The organism is Pseudomonas sp. PvP001 (assembly GCF_040546375.1).
Taxonomy (GTDB): domain Bacteria; phylum Pseudomonadota; class Gammaproteobacteria; order Pseudomonadales; family Pseudomonadaceae; genus Aquipseudomonas; species Aquipseudomonas coleopterorum.
On record NZ_JBEPNQ010000001.1, the window covers coordinates 4,115,376 to 4,132,121 of the forward strand.

The window sequence follows — 16,746 nt, forward strand, 5'->3', positions numbered from 1 at the left end:
TCGGTGGCCAGTGGCGGGGCTGGGATTGTAATGCACCCGGCCGCTCGTGTGCGGGCGGCGTGGCGTCCGGTCTCAGCTCGTCACGGCAGGCACGTGACCGAACAGCGCCTGGACGAACCGCGTGCGTTCTTCCACGGTTTCGACGAGGGCCTTCGGCGGCCAGTTCTTCCAGGTGTTTTTCCACGGCCTGGGTGCGCAGGGTCAGGCCGCAATCGTTGGCGATCTGGATGTTCAGCCCGGGGCGGGCGTTGAGCTCCAGGATCAGCGGGCCTTTTTCCTGGTCCAGGACCATGTCGACGCCGATGTAGCCCAGCCCGCAGAGCTCGTAGCAGCCCGCCGCCAGACGCATGAAACCGTCCCAGTTGGGCAGTTGCACACCGTCCACCGCGTTGGTGGTGTCGGGGTGCTTGCTGATGATGTTGTTGAGCCAGGTACCGCGCAGGGTCACCCCGGTGGCCAGGTCGACGCCCACGCCAATGGCACCCTGGTGCAGGTTGGCCTTGCCGCCCGATTGCCGGGTCGGCAGGCGCAGCATGGCCATGACCGGGTAGCCCATGAGCACGATGATGCGGATGTCCGGCACGCCTTCGTAGCTGATGCTCTTGAAGATCTGGTCGGGAATCACCCGGTATTCGATCAGCGCGCGATCGCGGTGCCCACCCAGTGAATACAGGCCGGTGAGAATGCTGGAGATCTGGTGCTCGATGTCGGCGCGGCTGATGATCTTGCCCGACACGGTGCGAAAGCGCTCCTCGAAGCGGTCGGCGACCACCAGGATGCCGTCCCCGCCGGCCCCCTGGGCAGGCTTGACCACGAAGTCACTGCGCCCGCCGATGATCTCGTCCAGACGGTCGATCTGTTTTTCCGTGGAAATGACCCCGAACATCTCAGGCACGTGAATGCCTGCGGCGATGGCGCGCTCCTTGGTGATGATCTTGTCATCGACGATGGGGTAGAGGCTGCGCCGGTTGTACTTGAGCACATAGTCGGCGTTGCGCCGGTTGATGCCCATGATGCCGCGGGCCTCCAGCGCCTTCCAGGTCTTCCACAAACCGAACATCAGGAATCGGCCTGCTTGAGGAATGCCTTGAAACGGACCAGTTCGGTCAGCCGGTAGCCCCGATAGCGGCCCATGGCAAGCATGAAACCGACCAGAATCAAGAGGATCGCCGGGAAGGTGAACACGAAGTAGACCAGTTCCGGAACGCTCATCAGGATGTGCGCCAGGGACGCGGCGAACAGCGTGCCCACGGCGACCTTCAGGGCGTGCCCGCTGCCGCGTTCTTCCCAGGTGATCGACAGGCGCTCGATGGTCATGGTCAGGATCACCATCGGGAACAGCGCTACCGACAGCCCGCGCTCCAGGCCCAACTTGTGGCTGAACAGGCTGATGGCGGCAATCAGCACCACGACGAAGGTGAGCACCACGGACAGCCTGGGCAGCATCTGCAACTTCAGGTGTTCCAGGTACGAGCGTAGCGACAGCCCCAGGGCGGTGATCACGGTGAACAGGATGATGCCGAAGCCCAGCTGGGTTTCGCGGAACGCCAGGGCGATCAGCACCGGGGTGAAGGTGCCTAGAGTCTGGATGCCGATCAGGTTGCGCAGGATCAGGATGACCAGCACGCCGATCGGGATCATCACCATGATCATGAAGGTCTGCTGGGTCTGCAGCGGCAGGCCGTAGAGGCTGTATTCGAGAAAGTCGGCGTCGGTGTTTTCGTCGGTCAGCTTGGCCAGGCGAATGGCGTTCATCTCGCTGTTGTTCATGGTGAAGGTCACGGTCGCCTTGCGTCCGCCCTCCACGCTGACCAGGTTCTCGTCGCCCGTCCACCAGAGCAGGCGATCCTCGGGCAGGCCCTGTTCGCCGGTATCAGGGTTGAAGTACAGCCAGTCGCTGCCGTTGAAGCTGCGCAGCCACAGTTCCGGCGTCTGCGCCTGATCGGCCAGCAGGCGCACGGTGTGGACCTTCTCCATCGGCACGTGGGCGATGGACAGCAGCAGGTCGACGATCCGCGCCTTGTGCAGGGTCGAGGTGTCACCGGCCAGCAGCAGCTTGACGTTGTCGTCGGCCAGGTTGTTGACCCGCTTGATGGTTTCGCCGACGAAGGTTTCGACGTCCGCCGAATGCTGGCGGATGGGTGCCAGCAGTGCCTCGGCGGCGATCTTCTCCGGGCCTTCCACGGCCAGGCTGTCGCGGAAGATGGGCCCCTTGACCTTGGGCTTTTCACCGCTGTAGCGCTTGGTCAGCACCAGGCGGTAATACAGTGTCTGGTTGCCCGAGGCGCGGCGGGCCGACCAGGTCACCTTGCGGTTGCCGTCCAGGCGATTGACGCTGACCCCGTAGTTGTTGGAGATGAAGCTCTCGTTGAGGCTCACGTAGTCACGGCTCAGTGGCGGCACGAACATCTGCACCTTCACCGGGTCCTTGGCGCTGGCGACGAACTCGACCTTGGCATCGATGTTCCACAGGTCGTCGGTTTCGTCTTCGGTCACCGGAATGCCGAGGACCAGAATCTGATAGGCCGTGATGGCGATGCCCAGAGCCACCAGCGCGGTGATCAGGATCTTCAGGTGCAGGGTTAGCGCGCGCATTGAAATTACTCTGCGATTTTGGCGACAGTGGCGCAGGCAGGTTTGCCGGCAGCGTGTTTGCGGCTGGGGTCGACCAGCGCGTCGAAGCGGGTCAGCGCGTCGGAGCCGATCAGCAGCGGGTAGTCGAATGCGGTGCGGTCGGTCAGGTTGACCTCGATGCGCCGCTGGGTATGGCCCATGCACACGTCGAGTTCGATCACCGGTCGCTGGGTGTGAGTCTTGCGTTCCTGCGCGCTGCATTCGCAGTCATCGGCACGGCGCTTGATGGAGCTCATGCGCACCAGCGGCCGTTCGATGGGGTGGGAATGGGCGTTGTCGATGGCCAGATAGAAACGCACCCAGGATTGCCCGTTGCGCTTGAAGCGCTTGATGTCACGGGCGCTGAGCGAGGCGGTCAGTGCGCCGGTGTCGAGCTTGGCCGCGACCCGCAGGTCTATGTCGGTCAGCTGTGCGTATTCGTTCAAGCCGTAGGTGGTCTTTTCGGCGGCCAGGCTCAGGCCCGGAATGAAGAGGAGGCTGAGCAGGCGGGAGAGGGGCTTGAGAGTCATGAATTGAAATTATGAATACCGAATCGGACACCGCGAAAACGTTCCGCGGGTAACAGGAAGGGAGCGCTGCATTCTAGCACGGTGCTTTCATGCCGCCAGCGCAGGCACCGCCAGGCGAGGCCTTGGAGTCTGGATCGATCCGAAAGTTCGCCGAGCGCCTGCCCGGTGTGCGTGGCGATAGCTACTTGAAGCGCCGTTCGACGCCTTTTTCGACGAGGATCTTCGCGGAGATTTCCTCCACCGAAAAATGCGTGGAATTGATGTTGGGAATGTTCTCCCGGCGGAACAGGCCTTCCACCTCGCGCACCTCGAATTCGCACTGGGCAAAGCTGGCGTAGCGACTGTTCGGCTTGCGCTCGTGCCGGATCGCGGTCAACCGGTCGGGGTCGATGGTCAGGCCGAACAGCTTGTGCTGGTGAGCCTTGAGCGCGGGCGGCAGCTGCAGGCGCTCCATGTCGTCCTCGGTCAATGGATAGTTGGCGGCGCGGATGCCGAACTGCATGGCCATGTACAGGCAGGTCGGAGTTTTGCCACAGCGCGAAACGCCCACCAGGATCAGGTCGGCCTTGTCGTAGTAGTGGGTCCTGGCACCGTCGTCGTTGTCCAGGGCGAAGTTGACCGCCTCGATGCGCTCCATGTAGTTGGCGTTGTGGGCGATGGAGTGAGACTTGCCGACCGAATACGAGGAATGGGCGCTGAGCTCCATTTCCAGCGGCGCCAGGAAGGTCGAGAAAATATCGATCATGAAGCCGTTGGAGGTGGCCAGGATCTCGCGGATGTCCTGATTGACGATGGTGTCGAAGATGATCGGTCGCACGCCGTCCTTGTCAGCGCAGTTATTGATTTGCTGTACCATGGCCCGAGCCTTGTCCACGCTGTCGATATAGGGCCGCGTGAACTTGCTGAAGGTAATGTTTTCGAACTGCGCCAGTAGACTTTGCCCCAGCGTTTCGGCGGTAATGCCGGTACCGTCGGAGATGAAGAATGCAGATCGTTTCATTGTGCGCCCCGGCCCTTAAGCAACTGACGATTCTTGGATATGATAGGCCCGATTGATGGCCAGCATTGCCAGGCATTCTCGTTCATTTCCAGGGCTGCGGCCACAGCCCCCGTGTGCGTTCATTCGCGCCGGGCACCCGAGCTTTTCCAACCCAGTCAGTGGAGAGATCACCTTGGTAGAGTACGTAGTTTCCCTCGATAAGCTTGGTAATAATGATGTGGAACACGTGGGGGGCAAGAACGCGTCCCTGGGCGAGATGATCAGCAACCTGGCCGGTGCCGGCGTGTCGGTCCCCGGCGGCTTTGCCACCACTGCCCAGGCCTATCGCGACTTCCTCGAGCTCAGCGGCCTGAACGAGCAGATCCACGCCGCCCTCGATGCGCTGGACGTGGACGACGTCAACGCCCTGGCCCGTACCGGCGCGCAGATTCGCCAGTGGGTCATGGAAGCCGAGTTCCCCGAGCGCCTCAACGAAGAGATCCGCATCGCCTTCGCCGAACTCTCCAAGGGCAATCCGGACATCGCCGTGGCCGTGCGCTCCTCGGCCACCGCCGAAGACCTGCCCGATGCCTCCTTCGCCGGCCAGCAGGAAACCTTCCTCAACATCCGCGGCGTCGACAACGTCATTCGCGCCGCGAAGGAAGTGTTCGCTTCGCTGTTCAACGATCGTGCCATTGCCTACCGCGTGCACCAGGGCTTCGACCACAAGCTGGTCGCCCTGTCGGCCGGTGTGCAGCGCATGGTCCGCTCGGAAACCGGTACCGCGGGGGTGATGTTCACGCTGGACACCGAGTCCGGGTTTCGCGATGTGGTGTTCATCACCGGCGCCTATGGCCTGGGTGAAACCGTGGTGCAGGGCGCGGTCAACCCCGACGAATTCTATGTGCACAAGAACACCCTGGAAGCCGGTCGCCCGGCCATCCTGCGGCGCAACCTGGGCAGCAAGGCGATCAAGATGGTCTACGGCGACGAAGCCCGTGCCGGTCGCTCGGTCAAGGTGGTGGACGTCGACAAGGCCGAACGTGCGCGCTTCTGCCTGACCGATGCGCAGGTCAGCGAGCTGGCCAAGCAGGCGATGATCATCGAGAAGCACTACGGCCGGCCGATGGACATCGAGTGGGCCCAGGACGGTGACGACGGCCAGCTGTACATCGTTCAGGCACGGCCCGAGACGGTCAAGAGCCGCTCCAGCGCCAACGTCATGGAACGCTACCTGCTCAAGGAAAAGGGCACCGTGCTGGTCGAAGGCCGGGCCATCGGCCAGCGCATCGGCGCCGGCAAGGTGCGCATCATTCACGACGTCTCCGAGATGGACAAGGTCCAGGCCGGCGACGTGCTGGTTTCCGACATGACCGACCCGGACTGGGAACCGGTGATGAAGCGTGCGAGCGCCATCGTCACCAACCGCGGCGGGCGCACCTGCCACGCGGCGATCATCGCCCGTGAACTGGGCATTCCCGCTGTGGTGGGCTGCGGCAACGCCACCCAGTTGCTCAAGGACGGCCAGGGCGTGACGGTTTCCTGTGCCGAAGGCGACACGGGTTACATCTTCGAGGGCGAGCTGGGTTTCGACATCAAGCAGAATTCGGTCGATGCCATGCCCGAGCTGCCGTTCAAGATCATGATGAACGTCGGCAACCCGGATCGCGCCTTCGATTTCGCCCAGCTGCCCAACGCCGGTGTCGGCCTGGCGCGCCTGGAGTTCATCATCAACCGCATGATCGGTGTGCACCCCAAGGCGCTGCTCAACTACGACACACTGACCCTGGAAATCAAGGACAGCGTCGACAAGCGCGTGGCCGGCTACAGCGACCCGGTGAATTTCTACGTCGACAAGCTGGTCGAGGGCATCAGCACCCTGGCAGCGGCGTTCTGGCCGAAAAAGGTCATCGTCCGGCTGTCCGACTTCAAGTCCAACGAATACGCCAACCTCATCGGCGGCAAGCTCTACGAACCCGAAGAAGAAAACCCGATGCTGGGCTTCCGCGGGGCGTCGCGCTACATCAGTGAGTCGTTCCGCGACTGCTTCGAGCTCGAATGCCGGGCAATGAAGCGGGTGCGCAACGAAATGGGCCTGACCAACGTCGAGATCATGGTGCCGTTCGTGCGCACGCTGGGCGAAGCGTCGCAGGTGATCGACCTGCTCGCCGAGAACGGCTTGGCCCGTGGCGACAACGGCCTGCGCATCATCATGATGTGTGAGCTGCCTTCCAACGCGATCCTGGCCGACGAATTTCTCGAGTTCTTCGACGGCTTCTCGATCGGTTCCAACGATCTGACCCAGCTGACCCTGGGTCTGGACCGCGACTCGGGGATCATCGCCCACCTGTTCGACGAGCGTAACCCGGCGGTCAAGAAGCTTCTGGCCAACGCCATCCAGGCGTGCAACAAGGCCGGCAAGTACATCGGCATCTGCGGCCAGGGGCCATCCGATCACCCCGACCTGGCCAAGTGGCTGATGGAGCAGGGCATCGAAAGCGTTTCGCTGAACCCGGATTCGGTCCTGGAAACCTGGTTCTTCCTGGCTGAAAAGGAAGGCGTCGCCTAAGCACCGCAACACCCAGACCGGTGTGTCCTCCCACACACCCGGTCCCCCGTAGCAGCGGCGCAAGCCGCGTAGCTTTTGATCTTGCTTTTCAAAGGCAAATCAAACAGCTACGCGGCGTGCGCCGCTGCTACGGTTTCATTCATTCAGATGCAAGTGCCCTATGCAAAGCAGCAGTACCCTCTTTCCCGTCGCGCTGCTCAGTGCCGAGCGTCGCGGCGACCTCAGCGAAGACATCTACCGCATCAAGGCCGCCAACAGCCCCGACCCCAGCGTCGAGCTGGCGTTGACGCGCCTGGGCCTGGCCGATCAGCCCGGCGCCCGCGGAGTGCCGGTGATCCTCCTGCATGGCAGCTTTTCCAACCGGCGCTTCTGGTACTCGCCCAAGGGCATCGGCCTGGGGCCCTGGCTGGCGCGTCGTGGCTTCGATGTGTGGATCGCCGAAATGCGTGGGCACGGTCTGTCGCCGCGCAATCAGCACTACGCCAGCAACACCGTGGCCGACTATGCCCAGTACGATCTGCCGGTGATCGGTGCGTTCGTCGCCGAGGTCAGCGCCCAGACGCCCCACTGGGTGGGGCATTCGCTCGGCGGTATCACCTTGGCAGCCGCCCTTGGAGGCGGCTATCTGCAAGGTGACCTGGCCGCCTCCGCAGCGCTGTTCGGCGCGCAGGTCAGTCGCCGCCACTGGCCGCTGCGGATTCCACCCCTGAACTGGGCCGGTCGCTTGTTGCTCAAGCGTTATCCGCACATTTCCGGCGCCCGGCTCAAGCGCGGTCCGGAAGACGAGCCCGTGGGCGTCGGCCTGGAATGGCTGCGCTGGAAAGGCCTGTTCGGCCGTTTCGGCGACAGCCAGCGTGACTGGTGGGAAGGGTTGCACGAGGTGAAGCTGCCGATCCTGGCCGTGGCCGCCGCGGGCGACCTGCAGGACCCGAGCTGGGCCTGCCGGGACCTCTTCGAGCAGTTCGCGGGTAGCCACAATCAGTTCGTCAACCTGGGCCGCAGCGAGGGCTTCGGCGACGATTTCGATCACGTGCGCATGTTGGTCAGCCCCCAGGCCCAGGCCGAGGTCTGGCCGCTGGTCGGCACCTGGCTGAGCGACCCCTACCGGCCATTGCTGCCAGGTGCGACCCCGTTGGCGGCGACCTGAGCATGGTCTAGGCTGTGATGGCCGCGCCGCGTCCGGCGCAGCCTTCCGGCTCTTGCAGCCGCCACTCGCCCCAGGAGCAACGCCATGCACTATCTGACACCCGACCTGTGCGACGCCTACCCCGACGTCGAAGTGCTCGAACCGATGTTCAGCAATTTCGGCGGCCGCGACTCCTTCGGCGGCCAGATCGTCACCATCAAGACCTTCGAGGACAACTCGCGGGTGCGCGAGCAGGTCGCGCTGGATGGCACCGGCAAGGTGCTGGTGGTCGACGGAGGTGGCTCGCTGCGCAAGGCGTTGCTGGGCGACATGCTCGCGCAGAAAGCTGCCGAGAACGGCTGGGAAGGTCTGGTCATCTATGGGTGCGTGCGTGACGTCGACATGCTGGCGCAAACCGATGTCGGTGTTCAGGCCCTGGCCAGTCATCCGATGCCCACCGTCAAGCGCGGCCTGGGCGATCTCGACGTGAAGATCAGCTTTGCTGGCGTAACTTTCATTCCCGGCCACTATCTGTATGCCGACAACAACGGCATCATCGTCTCGCCGAAGGCACTGACCATGCCTGAATGAGAATTTTCCATCAGTAACGGGGACACGATGTTCGAGGAAGAAAACGCGCAGTGGGGGCTGGTGCATGCCCTGGTGCTGGACGGCAAAGGCGGCGCGCGCTCGATTGCCCGGACCGAAATCGATGAATTGCAGCTGCAGCCTCACCAGAGCCTGTGGCTGCACTGGGACCGCAGCCACCCCCAGACCCGCAGCTGGTTGCGTAGCAGCAGCGGACTGAGCGAATTCAGCTGCGACCTGCTGCTCGAGGAAAACACCCGTCCGCGCCTGGTGCCGCTGCCGGACGACGAACTGTTGCTGTTCCTGCGCGGGGTCAATCTCAACCCCGGCGCCGAACCCGAGGACATGGTTTCGGTGCGCATCTTCGCCCAGGCCCAGCGGATCATTTCCCTGCGCCTGCGACCGCTCCGCGCAACCGACGATCTGCTCGAGCAGTTTGCAGCGTACAAGGGCCCCAAGACCGCGTCCGAGCTGATTCTCTACCTGGCCCAGCACCTGACCGAAAAGGTCCAGGCATTGGTCGAGGGCCTCTCCGAAACCGTCGATCTGGAAGAAGACAAGCTCGATGCCGACGAGCGGTACACGCCCGAGCACGGCAGCATTCTGCAACTGCGACGTCGTGCCGCAGGACTGCGGCGATTCCTGGCGCCGCAACGTGATATCTATGGCCAGCTGGCGCGCAACAAGGTGCCGTGGTTCGTCGACGATGACGCCGATTATTGGAACGAGCTGAACAACAGCCTGACCCGCTACCTGGAAGAGCTCGAACTGGCGCGCGAGCGTGTCGGGCTGGTGCTCGAAGCCGAAGACCGGCGCCAGAGCGAGCGGATGAATCGCACCATGTATCGCTTCGGGGTGATCACCGGGATCTTCCTGCCGATGAGTTTTCTCACCGGTCTGCTGGGCATCAACGTCGGCGGAATACCGGGTTCGGACAACCCCTATGGCTTCACCATGGCCTGCGGATTGATGGTCGTGGTGGCACTGGGGCAGTGGTTGTTGTTTCGCCGCTTGCGCTGGGTCTGATCGAGAATTTAACCTCTGCGCGGGACGATCGTTGTGACTCACCGTGCAACGGTCTCGTCTTTGAATGAAATTCGCGAGGTGTGCATGCCTGATCCGTTCGAAGAATCCCTGCGAGACATGCTCAACGCCCAGGCGCCGGGGCGCGACGATCGCGCCGCGCTGGGGCGGGTGCTCAAGACTGCCAATCGGCAGGTCGGCGCAGGTGACCTCTTCAGCCTCATGGGGCGTTGGGGGCAGGCGTTCATGATCGCGGTGAACAGTGGTTCGGCGAATATCGCGCCGGTGTCGCGTCGTAAAAACTCCGCCGCTGCTGCGGATAAGGCTGATTGATCGATGGAACTGGATCCCTGGACCCAAAGCCTGTTTGCGGCGATGACCGCCTTGTGGACCAAGGTCGCCAACTTCATCCCCAACCTCTTCGGTGCGTTGGTCGTGGTGATCCTGGGCTTCCTGGTGGCCAAGCTGCTCGATACCTTGTTGTCCAAGCTGCTGGCCAAGTTCGGCCTCGACCGCCTGATGGCCGGTACGGGCCTGACCAAGTTGCTGGGCCGCGGCGGCCTCAAGGTGCCGATCTCGACCCTGATCGGCAAGATCGTCTACTGGTTCGTGCTGTTGATCTTCCTGGTGTCGGCCGCAGAGTCGCTGGGGCTGCAGCGTGTGTCGGCGACGTTGGACATGCTGGCGCTGTACCTGCCCAAGGTGTTCGGTGCCGCCCTGGTGCTGCTGGTAGGCGTGCTGCTGGCGCAACTGGTCAACGGCGTGGTGCGCGGCGCGGCCGAAGGGGTCGGGCTCGACTATGCTGCAGGTCTGGGTCGGGTGGCTCAGTGGCTGGTGATCATCATCAGCATCTCGGTGGCCATCAGTCAGCTGGAGGTCAAGACCGACCTGCTGAACCATGTGATCGTCATCGCGTTGATTACCGTTGGTCTGGCCGCAGCACTGGCGATGGGGCTGGGCAGCCGTGAAATCGCCAGTCAGATACTGGCCGGAATCTATGTGCGGGAAATGTTTCAGGTAGGCCAGCAGGTGCAGGTTGGCGAGGTCGAGGGGCAGATCGAGGCGATCGGCACCGTCAAGACGACGGTCCTGACCGACGACGGCGAACTGGTCTCGATGTCCAACCGCGAGTTGCTGGAGCAGCGGGTGAGTAGCCGATAGGTCAACGTTTTGCTAATGTATGCCGCCGCAAAAAGGCTGAGCGATCATGCCGTGGCGGACACTGACCTGACCTTCGGGCCGACCTGTTTTGAATAAAGTACATACGCTGCCCGTGCGCTACGACCCCCGCGAGCTCTCTGACGAGGAGTTGGTGGCGCGTTCGCACGAGGAGCTGTTCCATGTCACACGGGCGTATGAAGAGTTGATGCGTCGCTACCAGCGAACCCTTTTCAACGTCTGTGCAAGATATTTAGGGAACGATCGTGACGCTGACGATGTCTGTCAGGAAGTGATGCTGAAGGTGCTGTACGGGCTAAAGAATTTCGAGGGAAAGTCGAAATTCAAGACGTGGCTTTACAGCATCACCTATAACGAATGCATCACGCAGTACAGAAAGGAAAGGCGAAAGCGCCGCTTGATGGATGCCTTGAGTCTCGATCCGCTCGAGGAGGCATCCGAAGAGAAGGCGCCCAAGCCGGAGGAGCGCGGTGGTCTCGACCGTTGGCTGGTGTACGTGAACCCGATCGATCGGGAGATTCTGGTGCTGCGATTCGTCGCGGAGCTGGAGTTCCAGGAGATCGCCGACATCATGCACATGGGCTTGAGCGCCACCAAAATGCGGTACAAGCGGGCTTTAGATAAGCTCCGCGATAAATTTGCAGACCTGTCCGAAACTTAGTTCGGCGTAAAGGTCTCTAACGTATCGGCAAGGTCTGCTAGACTTGTCGTCGAGCTGCCCCTGGATTAGGGGCGCTTAACAATCACCAGATGGGGATTTAACGGATGAAACTGAAAAACACCTTGGGCCTTGCCATTGGTTCTCTTGTTGCCGTGACTTCGTTCGGCGTATTGGCACAAGGCCAAGGCGCAGTCGAGGTGGAAGGCTTCGCCAAGAAGTACATGACTGACAGCGCCCGTGACTACAAGAACGACGGCAACCTGTTCGGTGGCTCGATTGGCTACTTCCTGACCGACGACGTTGAACTGGCTCTGTCCTACGACGAAGTCCACAACATCCGTAGCGATGCTGGCAAAAACATCAAGGGCGCTGATGCCGCTCTGGATGCTTTCTACCACTTCGGTACTCCAGGCGCCGGTCTGCGTCCGTACGTCTCCGCTGGTTTCGCACACCAGAGCATTGGCCAGGACAGCGGTGGTCGTGACCACTCCACCCTCGCCAAGCTGGGTGGCGGCGCCAAGTACTACTTCACCGAGAACTTCTACGCCCGTGCCGGCGTTGAAGCTCTGTACAACATCGACAAGGGCGACACCGAGTGGGCTCCTGCCGTCGGCGTTGGTGTGAACTTCGGTGGCGGCTCCAAGCCTGCTCCAGTCGCTGCTCCAGCTCCAGTAGCTGAAGTTTGCGCTGACTCCGACAACGACGGCGTCTGCGACAACGTCGACAAGTGCCCTGACACCCCTGCCAACGTTACCGTTGACGCTGATGGCTGCCCAGCCGTTGCCGAAACCGTTCGCGTTGAGCTGGACGTCAAGTTCGACTTCGACAAGTCGGTCGTGAAGACCAACAGCTATGGCGACATCAAGAACCTGGCTGACTTCATGAAGCAGTACCCACAGACCACCACCACTGTTGAAGGTCACACTGACTCCGTCGGTCCTGACGCTTACAACCAGAAGCTGTCCGAGCGTCGCGCCGCTGCTGTCAAGCAAGTGCTGACCGGTCAGTACGGTGTTGAATCCAACCGCGTTCAGTCGGTTGGCTACGGCGAAACCCGCCCAGTGGCTGACAACGCCACTGATGCTGGCCGCGCTGTAAACCGTCGCGTAGAAGCTGAAGTAGAAGCTCAAGCTAAGTAATTAGCGACCGCTTCAACGAAAAGCCCGGCTCAGGCCGGGCTTTTCTTTGCCTGCGATTTGGTGGCTGGCAGGGGAGTCGGCATACCTAACCGGGTCCGAATCTGGCACAATCGCAGCCCTCTATCGCCTCCACCGAGCCAAGCCCGCCTATGTACACTCTGGCCCGCCAGCTGTTATTCAAACTGTCCGCAGAAGCCTCCCACGACCTGTCGCTGGACCTGATCGGCGCCGGTGGCCGCCTGGGCCTCAACGGCCTGCTCACCAAGCCGCCGGCACGCCTGCCGGTGACGGTCATGGGTCTGCAGTTCGATAACCCGGTCGGGCTGGCGGCAGGGCTGGACAAGAACGGCGCGGCCATCGACGGTTTCGCGCAACTGGGTTTCGGTTCGGTCGAAATCGGGACCGTGACCCCGCGTCCGCAGCCAGGCAACCCCAAGCCCCGGCTGTTTCGTCTGCCGGAGGCCACGGCGATCATCAATCGCATGGGCTTCAACAATCTGGGCGTCGATAATCTGGTGGCGCGTGTGAAAGCCGCCAAGTATCGGGGCGTGCTGGGTATCAACATCGGCAAGAACCTGACCACGCCGGTCGAGCAGGCCGTCGATGACTACCTGATCTGCCTGAACAAGGTCTATGACCACGCCAGCTATATCACGGTCAACATCAGTTCGCCCAATACTGCCGGGCTGCGCAGCCTGCAGTTCGGCGATTCGCTGAAGCAGCTGCTCGATACCCTGGCCGAACGCCGTGTGGTGTTGACTGGCCAGAGCGGTCGTCACGTTCCCCTGGCGATCAAGATCGCCCCGGACATGAGTGACGAAGAAACCGCGCTGGTGGCTCAGGCGCTGGTCGATGCAGGGATGGATGCGGTGATCGCCACCAACACCACACTCGGCCGTGCTGGGGTCGAGGGGCTCGTGCACGGGGAGGAAGCTGGGGGGCTTTCAGGGGCGCCGGTGCGCGAACAGAGCACGCACATCGTCAAGGTGCTGGCCCAGACCCTGGGTGGCAAGTTGCCGATCATTGCGGCGGGCGGTATTACCGAAGGAGGCCATGCGGCTGAGAAAATCGCCGCCGGTGCCAGCCTGGTGCAGATCTACTCGGGGTTCATCTACAAGGGGCCGGCATTGATCCGGGAATCGGTAGACGCCATTGCCGCGCTGCAGGCGACTCGCTGAATCCAGGCGCGAAAGGGGCCCCGTGAAGAGGCCCCTGGGCGCTAGCCCGCCGCCCTGGTCGGGCGTGCATGGTGAACAGGTAAAAAAGGTTTTCAGCCGACGGCGTGAAGTTCGTTGAGCCTATGGATTCCCGCAGTGCCGGTCATACCGTCCCAGTTGTCGCCGCGTCCTTCGCGCCAGCCGTTGATCCAGGCTTGGCGTACCGACGGTAGAGTAAAAGGGCAAAGCTCGCGGGATTTGCCATGGATGCCATACTGGTATCCGCGTAGAAATGCTCGTTCCAACGGATCACGCTTAAGTCTTCTCATAGGGTGTTGCCCTCTGTCTATTGACTGTAATGTCCCGTCGGCCTCGTCTGAGGCCAGGCAGATGGTCTGCCGGTATCGCGCTCGCTGCCGGCGTGGCGAGCAGTGATGTCATCGCCATTGCAGCGACGACCTGAGATGATTTCTAAACGTTGAACCGCGTCATGTGAATGATCGTTTTGTCATAAGCACGTAACGATTTAGCGGTATGGGCGATAAGTAAGCAGGTGCTTCTGGCGCCCGAGGTCTGCAAGTCCGTCGTGTGCAGGGCCTGCAGCGTAGTTTGAGATCACTATGCCATTGCGAATCATCTCGATTTCGATGTGGCATTAAATCGACGAAGGGTCGCCTGAGCAGCCCTTTTTTCAGCAGAATCACGTTCTGCCTCATCTTTTGCGGCGTATTGGGCAACGGGTGAGGTGGGCTGACACCATGGTGGTGTCGTTCGGGCGCTCTATTGCGTAAAGCGCCTGGTTGAACCTCGAAAGGGCAATGCGCTTGCCCTCTCATCGATGCCCGCAAGGGCCAGGAAATACCATGTCGGACCGTTTTGAACTGTTTCTCACGTGCCCCAAGGGTCTCGAAGGCTTGCTGGCCGAGGAAGCCACCGCCCTGGGGCTGGAAGAAACCCGCGAACACACTTCCGCCGTGCGCGGGATGGCCGACATGGAAACCGCCTACCGGCTGTGCCTGTGGTCGCGCCTGGGCAACCGCGTCTTGCTGGTGCTCAAGCGCTTTGCCATGAAAGACGCTGAAGAGCTCTATCACGGCGTGCTCGATGTCGAGTGGCAGGACCACCTGCTGCCCGATGGCACCCTGGCCGTGGAATTCAGTGGGCATGGCTCGGGCATCGACAACACTCACTTCGGTGCGCTGAAGGTCAAGGATGCCATCGTCGACAAGCTGCGCACGCCCAGTGGCGAGCGTCCCAGCGTCGACAAGCTCAATCCGGACCTGCGCGTGCACCTGCGCCTGGATCGCGGTGAAGCCATTCTCTCGCTCGACCTGTCCGGGCACAGCCTGCACCAGCGTGGCTATCGCCTGCAGCAGGGCGCCGCGCCACTCAAGGAAAACCTTGCCGCTGCCATTCTGATTCGCGCTGGCTGGCCACGCATCGCTGCCGAAGGCGGCGCCCTCGCCGACCCGATGTGTGGTGTAGGCACCTTTCTGGTGGAGGCGGCGATGATCGCTGCCGACATCGCGCCCAACCTCAAGCGTACCCGCTGGGGTTTCAGCGCCTGGCTGGGCCACGTCCCGGCCATGTGGCGCAAGCTGCACGACGAAGCACTGGCTCGCGCCGAGGCCGGCCTGGCCAAGACGCCGGCCTGGATTCGTGGCTACGAGGCCGATCCGCGGCTGATCCAGCCGGCGCGCAACAACGTCGAGCGAGCCGGCCTCAGCGATTGGGTCAAGGTCTATCAGGGCGAGGTGGCGACCTTCGAGCCGCGTCCGGATCAGAATCAGAAAGGCCTGGTCATCTGCAACCCACCGTACGGCGAGCGCTTGGGTGACGAAGCCAGTCTGCTGTACCTGTATCAGAACCTGGGCGAGCGCCTGCGTCAGGCTTGCCTGAACTGGGAAGCGGCGGTGTTCACCGGCGCGCCTGATTTGGGCAAGCGCATGGGCATCCGCAGTCACAAACAGTATTCGTTCTGGAACGGTGCCTTGCCCTGCAAGCTGCTGTTGATCAAGGTAACGCCCGACCAGTTCGTCACCGGTGAGCGCCGTACCCCCGAGCAGCGCCAGGCGGCGCGCGAGCAGGCCGAACAGATGGATACCACGCCACCGGTGGCCGATCCGTACGCACGGGTCAACAAGAACGGCAACCCAGTCAAGCCAGCACCGGCGCCTGCGCCGGTGGTCGAACAGGCGCGGCTGAGCGAAGGCGGGCAGATGTTCGCCAACCGCCTGCAGAAGAACCTCAAGACCTTGGGCAAATGGGCACGGCGCGAGGGCATCGATTGCTATCGGGTGTATGACGCGGACATGCCCGAATACGCCATGGCCATCGATCTGTACCACGACTGGGTGCATGTGCAGGAATACGCCGCGCCCAAGTCGATCGACCCGGAGAAGGCCTCGGCGCGTCTGTACGACGCCCTGGCGGCCATTCCGCAGGCACTGAACATCGACAAGAGTCGGGTCATCATCAAGCGCCGCGAGCGCCAGAGCGGGACTCGCCAGTACGAGCGTCAGAGTGCCCAGGGCCAGTTCACCCAGGTACAGGAAGGGGGTGTGCAGTTGCTGGTCAACCTGACCGACTACCTGGACACCGGTCTGTTTCTCGACCACCGGCCGATGCGTCTGCGCATTCAGAAAGAAGCGGCCGGCAAGCGCTTCCTCAACCTGTTCTGCTACACCGCCACGGCCAGCGTCCACGCTGCCAAGGGCGGGGCGCGCAGCACCACCAGCGTCGACTTGTCCAAGACCTATCTGGATTGGGCACGGCGCAATCTGTCCCTGAACGGTTTCTCGGACAAGAACCGCCTGGAGCAGGGCGATGTGATGGCCTGGCTACAGGCCAATCGGGAAGAGTACGACCTGATCTTCATCGACCCGCCGACCTTCTCCAACTCCAAGCGCATGGAAGGGGTGTTCGACGTACAGCGCGACCACGTCGAGCTGCTGGACCTGGCTGTCGCTCGGTTGGCACCGGGGGGCGTGGTGTATTTCTCCAACAACTTCCGCAAGTTCCAGCTCGATGCGAATCTGGCGGAGCGCTATGCAGTGGAGGAAATCACGGCGCAGACGGTAGATCAGGACTTTGCCCGCAACGGCAAGATTCACCGGGCCTGGAAGATCCAGGCGCGGTGACTCACTGAGGAGATGTGGCGCTGCCTTCGCGGGCAGAGGGCT

General features: G+C 62.2%; 14 protein-coding genes and 1 pseudogene. 10 read left to right on the forward strand and 5 right to left on the reverse strand.

The window, feature by feature from the left end; all coding sequences use genetic code 11:
* Positions 1-72 precede the first annotated feature (72 nt).
* The 4 genes and pseudogenes from ABMD26_RS18930 to ppsR form a co-directional block, all read right to left on the reverse strand.
* Positions 73-1,060: pseudogene (locus ABMD26_RS18930) on the reverse strand (alpha-L-glutamate ligase-like protein).
* Positions 1,060-2,595, reverse strand: a complete 1,536-nt coding sequence (rloB, locus tag ABMD26_RS18935; protein WP_049858890.1) for an osmotic stress tolerance membrane protein RloB — start codon at positions 2,593-2,595, stop codon at positions 1,060-1,062. The pseudogene ABMD26_RS18930 and the gene rloB overlap by 1 nt, the downstream one beginning before the upstream one ends.
* Before the next feature lie 5 nt (positions 2,596-2,600).
* Positions 2,601-3,143: a retropepsin-like aspartic peptidase RloA gene (gene rloA / locus ABMD26_RS18940; RefSeq protein WP_049858889.1), complete on the reverse strand. Its 543-nt coding sequence runs from the start codon at positions 3,141-3,143 to the stop codon at positions 2,601-2,603.
* A 181-nt stretch (positions 3,144-3,324) separates the two neighbouring features.
* Positions 3,325-4,143 (reverse strand): posphoenolpyruvate synthetase regulatory kinase/phosphorylase PpsR, encoded by an 819-nt coding sequence (gene ppsR / locus ABMD26_RS18945; RefSeq protein ID WP_049858888.1) that lies wholly within the window; start codon positions 4,141-4,143, stop codon positions 3,325-3,327.
* Between the two features lie 172 nt (positions 4,144-4,315).
* On the opposite strand from ppsR, the gene ppsA reads away from it, so the two are divergent.
* From ppsA to ABMD26_RS18990, 9 genes are all read left to right on the forward strand, one after another.
* Entirely contained in the window at positions 4,316-6,691 is a 2,376-nt protein-coding gene (gene ppsA / locus ABMD26_RS18950) for a phosphoenolpyruvate synthase (protein ID WP_354311225.1), read from the forward strand.
* Between the two features lie 160 nt (positions 6,692-6,851).
* Positions 6,852-7,838, forward strand: coding sequence for an alpha/beta fold hydrolase (locus tag ABMD26_RS18955; RefSeq protein WP_122743558.1), 987 nt, complete (start codon positions 6,852-6,854; stop codon positions 7,836-7,838).
* A gap of 84 nt (positions 7,839-7,922) precedes the next feature.
* Entirely contained in the window at positions 7,923-8,408 is a 486-nt protein-coding gene (gene rraA / locus ABMD26_RS18960; RefSeq protein ID WP_049858885.1) for a ribonuclease E activity regulator RraA, read from the forward strand.
* 27 nt (positions 8,409-8,435) lie between these two features.
* Positions 8,436-9,431, forward strand: coding sequence for a divalent cation transporter CmaX (gene cmaX, locus ABMD26_RS18965; protein ID WP_354311228.1), 996 nt, complete (start codon positions 8,436-8,438; stop codon positions 9,429-9,431).
* Between the two features lie 84 nt (positions 9,432-9,515).
* Positions 9,516-9,761 (forward strand): hypothetical protein, encoded by a 246-nt coding sequence (locus tag ABMD26_RS18970; protein ID WP_049858883.1) that lies wholly within the window; start codon positions 9,516-9,518, stop codon positions 9,759-9,761.
* A 3-nt stretch (positions 9,762-9,764) separates the two neighbouring features.
* A complete protein-coding gene (locus ABMD26_RS18975) occupies positions 9,765-10,589 on the forward strand; it encodes a mechanosensitive ion channel family protein (RefSeq protein ID WP_090359317.1) in 825 nt (274 codons plus the stop codon).
* Positions 10,590-10,677: 88 nt separating this feature from the next.
* Positions 10,678-11,268, forward strand: coding sequence for an RNA polymerase sigma factor SigX (gene sigX, locus ABMD26_RS18980; RefSeq protein ID WP_082484608.1), 591 nt, complete (start codon positions 10,678-10,680; stop codon positions 11,266-11,268).
* A 104-nt stretch (positions 11,269-11,372) separates the two neighbouring features.
* Positions 11,373-12,407 carry an OmpA family protein gene (locus tag ABMD26_RS18985; protein WP_049858880.1) on the forward strand — a complete coding sequence of 345 codons (1,035 nt, stop codon included), beginning with the start codon at positions 11,373-11,375 and terminating at the stop codon, positions 12,405-12,407.
* Positions 12,408-12,556: 149 nt separating this feature from the next.
* Positions 12,557-13,585, forward strand: coding sequence for a quinone-dependent dihydroorotate dehydrogenase (locus tag ABMD26_RS18990; RefSeq protein ID WP_134723224.1), 1,029 nt, complete (start codon positions 12,557-12,559; stop codon positions 13,583-13,585).
* A 92-nt stretch (positions 13,586-13,677) separates the two neighbouring features.
* Here ABMD26_RS18990 and rmf read toward each other — a convergent pair whose 3' ends face one another.
* The gene (rmf, locus tag ABMD26_RS18995) at positions 13,678-13,893 is read right to left on the reverse strand and encodes a ribosome modulation factor (RefSeq protein ID WP_008368461.1); all 216 of its coding nucleotides are present in this window, start codon (positions 13,891-13,893) and stop codon (positions 13,678-13,680) included.
* A gap of 534 nt (positions 13,894-14,427) precedes the next feature.
* Between rmf and rlmKL the strand changes: the two genes are divergently transcribed.
* The gene (gene rlmKL / locus ABMD26_RS19000) at positions 14,428-16,704 is read left to right on the forward strand and encodes a bifunctional 23S rRNA (guanine(2069)-N(7))-methyltransferase RlmK/23S rRNA (guanine(2445)-N(2))-methyltransferase RlmL (RefSeq protein WP_134723223.1); all 2,277 of its coding nucleotides are present in this window, start codon (positions 14,428-14,430) and stop codon (positions 16,702-16,704) included.
* Positions 16,705-16,746 lie beyond the last annotated feature (42 nt).

Excerpts from the sequence above, each read along its gene's own strand:
- rloB (WP_049858890.1), bottom strand. The coding sequence starts at position 2,595 with ATGCGCGCGCTAACCCTGCACCTGAAGATCCTGATCACCGCGCTGGTG.
- rloA (WP_049858889.1), bottom strand. The coding sequence starts at position 3,143 with ATGACTCTCAAGCCCCTCTCCCGCCTGCTCAGCCTCCTCTTCATTCCG.
- ppsR (WP_049858888.1), bottom strand. The coding sequence starts at position 4,143 with ATGAAACGATCTGCATTCTTCATCTCCGACGGTACCGGCATTACCGCC.
- ABMD26_RS18955 (WP_122743558.1), top strand. The coding sequence starts at position 6,852 with ATGCAAAGCAGCAGTACCCTCTTTCCCGTCGCGCTGCTCAGTGCCGAG.
- rraA (WP_049858885.1), top strand. The coding sequence starts at position 7,923 with ATGCACTATCTGACACCCGACCTGTGCGACGCCTACCCCGACGTCGAA.
- cmaX (WP_354311228.1), top strand. The coding sequence starts at position 8,436 with ATGTTCGAGGAAGAAAACGCGCAGTGGGGGCTGGTGCATGCCCTGGTG.
- ABMD26_RS18970 (WP_049858883.1), top strand. The coding sequence starts at position 9,516 with ATGCCTGATCCGTTCGAAGAATCCCTGCGAGACATGCTCAACGCCCAG.
- ABMD26_RS18975 (WP_090359317.1), top strand. The coding sequence starts at position 9,765 with ATGGAACTGGATCCCTGGACCCAAAGCCTGTTTGCGGCGATGACCGCC.
- ABMD26_RS18985 (WP_049858880.1), top strand. The coding sequence starts at position 11,373 with ATGAAACTGAAAAACACCTTGGGCCTTGCCATTGGTTCTCTTGTTGCC.
- ABMD26_RS18990 (WP_134723224.1), top strand. The coding sequence starts at position 12,557 with ATGTACACTCTGGCCCGCCAGCTGTTATTCAAACTGTCCGCAGAAGCC.
- rmf (WP_008368461.1), bottom strand. The coding sequence starts at position 13,893 with ATGAGAAGACTTAAGCGTGATCCGTTGGAACGAGCATTTCTACGCGGA.
- rlmKL (WP_134723223.1), top strand. The coding sequence starts at position 14,428 with ATGTCGGACCGTTTTGAACTGTTTCTCACGTGCCCCAAGGGTCTCGAA.